Genomic DNA, 2,824 nt, shown 5'->3' with positions numbered 1-2,824 from the left:
CGGGTGATAGTGATAGATGACCTGGGTTATGTCAAACGTGACAATGCTGAAACCGGGGTATTGTTCGAACTTATCGCGCACCGGTACGAAAGAGGCAGTCTGATCATCACCAGCAACCATCCGTTCAGCACATGGGGAAGCATCTTCGTGGAAGAGACGATGGCGGTAGCAGCGGCGGATCGGTTGATCCATCACGGTTATATCTTCGAGTTAAAAGGAGAAAGTTACAGAAAGAAAACATCAAAAGCGATAACGCAGCAGTCAACTAAGCAAGAATCCTAAGGCGGCCAGGATAGTTGACGCGTACCGGCAAAAGTAATTGACGCCTAATAGCATGCGCCCCCTGCATCAGCATTACGCACATCAGGAAGAGCCAGACAGCATTCTCAGCCAGCATCTGCTTCCACTGAGCCCAATCCGCATGGCCTAGCTGCTTCTGCGTACCCAGTGGCATTACCGCCGGGCGCAGCATCATGCCACCGAGCATCGCGATACAGCCCATGCACAGCAGCAGAATGGCGTGATAGAGAGGAGATATTGACCAGCACGCCGGTTAACACGGAGCTGATGACAAACGCCAGCGATCCCCTCGGCCTGACCGAGCCATAAGGCAGCGCGATCTGCCGCTGCTAGGTGGCAGCCAGCGCATCGCTAAGCGGCACCAGCGGCGAGCAGAACAGGTTAAAACCAAGCAGCCACCCACCACAGCCACTCAGCGCCCAGCCAGAAGCCCAGCGCAAACAGCTGCGTCAGTGACGTCAGCAGGCGAAGCGCACTGACCAAGCGGGAAGGATTGGTAACGCGGGAAGCACAGGCTGCCTGCAAAGCGCGCAATCATGCCGCAGTCGAGCAGCAAACCGATTTTTTGGGTGCCAAGTCACTCTCTTTCAGCCAGACGTCCCAGAAAGGCAGGTAGACGCCATAGGCGAAAAAGTAGGTGAAGTAGCCAGTAAGTGGAGCGTATCGTCATTTTCCCTCCGACAAAGTGGAAGCTAATGTACACGTCATAACGCTCTAAAAATCGAGAAATTATCAGGCGTAAACCGGGAAGCGTGCGCAGATTTCCAGCACCTGCTTCCTCACGCGCTCGCTCACGCCTTCATCATTGATATTGCCGAGAATATCAATGATCCAGCCGGCCAGCTCGCGCACTTCCGCTTCTTTGAAGCCGCGACGCGTCACGGCCGGGGAGCCGATGCGGATACCGGAGGTGACGAACGGGCTTTTCGGATCGTTCGGTACGCTGTTTTTGTTAACGGTGATATTAGCACGGCCCAGCGCGGCGTCCGCTTCTTTACCAGTCAGGTTTTTGTCAACTAGGTCCAGCAGGAACAGGTGGTTATGCGTACCACGAGAAACCACGTTGTAACCGCGTGCCAAGAACACTTCCACCATCGCTTTGGCGTTTTTAGCTACCTGTTGCTGGTAGGTTTTAAACTCAGGCTCCATCGCTTCTTTAAACGCGACGGCCTTACCGGCAATCACGTGCATCAGCGGGCCGCCTTGGCCGCTAGGGAAGACAGCAGAGTTCAGCTTCTTATACAGATCTTCATCACCGCCCCGCGCCAGGATCAGGCCACCACGTGGACCCGCTAGAGTTTTGTGGGTGGTGGACGTTACGATATGCGCGTGAGGAACCGGGTTAGGATAAACGTCCGCAGCAATCAGACCGGCAACGTGTGCCATATCAACAAACAGGTAAGCGCCAACGGTGTCAGCAATCTCACGCATTTTTGCCCAGTCGCACACCCCAGAGTAGGCAGAGAAGCCGCCCACGATCATTTTCGGCTTGTGCTTCTGCGCCAGTTCGTCCAGCTCGTTGTAGTCAATTTTGCCGGTTTCGTTGATGCCGTAAGGAATGACATTATACAGTTTACCGGACAGGTTAACCGGGGAACCGTGAGTCAGGTGGCCGCCGTGTGCTAGGTTCATCCCCAGAATGGTGTCGCCCGGTTGCAGCAGCGCGGTGTAGACCGCGAAGTTTGCCTGGGAACCGGAGTGCGGCTGCACGTTAGCATAATCAGCACCGAATAACTCTTTGGCACGATCAATAGCCAGCTGCTCAACGATATCCACGTACTCGCAACCACCGTAGTAGCGCTTGCCCGGATAGCCTTCAGCGTATTTGTTGGTCAGCTGCGATCCCTGAGCCTGCATCACGCGTGGGCTGGTGTAGTTTTCTGAAGCAATCAACTCAATGTGCTCTTCCTGACGCACTTTTTCCTGCTCCATTGCCTGCCACAACTCGGCATCGTAATCGGCAATGCTCATTTCACGCTTTAACATCTGCATCTCCTGACTAGACTGACTATCAACAATAAATGATGGGCGACAGTCTAAACTGTTTAGGACCCTGTTGAATAGCTTCACGGCTGCCTTTTTACTGGATTGGCCCCTATATTTCCATACACTTTTTATCACTTAACCTATTACTGGTTTGCCGCCGTAGATATTCCCGTGGCGAACGATACCCGCAGTTTTTCACCGTTATCATAGCTGAATTCGAAGCCGTCAGAGCACCACTGTCGCTACCGATGTAAAACTGGCCCACCTGCCGATGTAAATCTGACCGACCCAGGGTAAAAATGGCAGTTTTAAGGCACTGCCAATGATGACATTGGAGACCAGAGTGGAGATGAGTGTTTTACACCGTCAGGGCATGTCGATACGCGCCATCGCGCGCCAGCTTTCATGCTCTCATGAGACCGTTCGCAGATATATCCGTAGCCCACTGCCCGTAGCGGATATCCGCTACAAGCCTCGCGCACCCAGACCCTGCAAGCTTGACCCGTTCAAGCCCTATATCCTTGAGCGCGTGGCCGCT

3 protein-coding genes and 1 pseudogene are annotated in these 2,824 nt (G+C 53.9%); 2 read left to right on the top strand and 2 right to left on the bottom strand.

Annotated features, from left to right (window positions below):
* Positions 1-282: ATP-binding protein (locus BBW68_RS04650; RefSeq protein WP_186821274.1), on the top strand; the 282-nt coding region annotated here is incomplete at its 5' end.
* Positions 283-331: 49 nt separating this feature from the next.
* On the opposite strand, the pseudogene BBW68_RS20540 reads toward BBW68_RS04650, so the two are convergent.
* Positions 332-945: pseudogene (locus tag BBW68_RS20540) on the bottom strand (MFS transporter); the annotation flags it as partial.
* 87 nt (positions 946-1,032) lie between these two features.
* Positions 1,033-2,286 (bottom strand): serine hydroxymethyltransferase, encoded by a 1,254-nt coding sequence (glyA, locus tag BBW68_RS04640; RefSeq protein WP_070134215.1) that lies wholly within the window; start codon positions 2,284-2,286, stop codon positions 1,033-1,035.
* A gap of 322 nt (positions 2,287-2,608) precedes the next feature.
* Between glyA and BBW68_RS15795 the strand changes: the two genes are divergently transcribed.
* Positions 2,609-2,824, top strand: a 216-nt coding sequence (locus tag BBW68_RS15795; RefSeq protein ID WP_148127537.1) for a helix-turn-helix domain-containing protein, incomplete at its 3' end; no start/stop codon positions are given.

Origin of the sequence: Candidatus Erwinia dacicola (assembly GCF_001756855.1) — a bacterium.
GTDB classification, from domain to species: Bacteria; Pseudomonadota; Gammaproteobacteria; order Enterobacterales; family Enterobacteriaceae; genus Erwinia; species Erwinia dacicola.
This window is presented reverse-complemented; position numbering and strand designations above follow the sequence as displayed.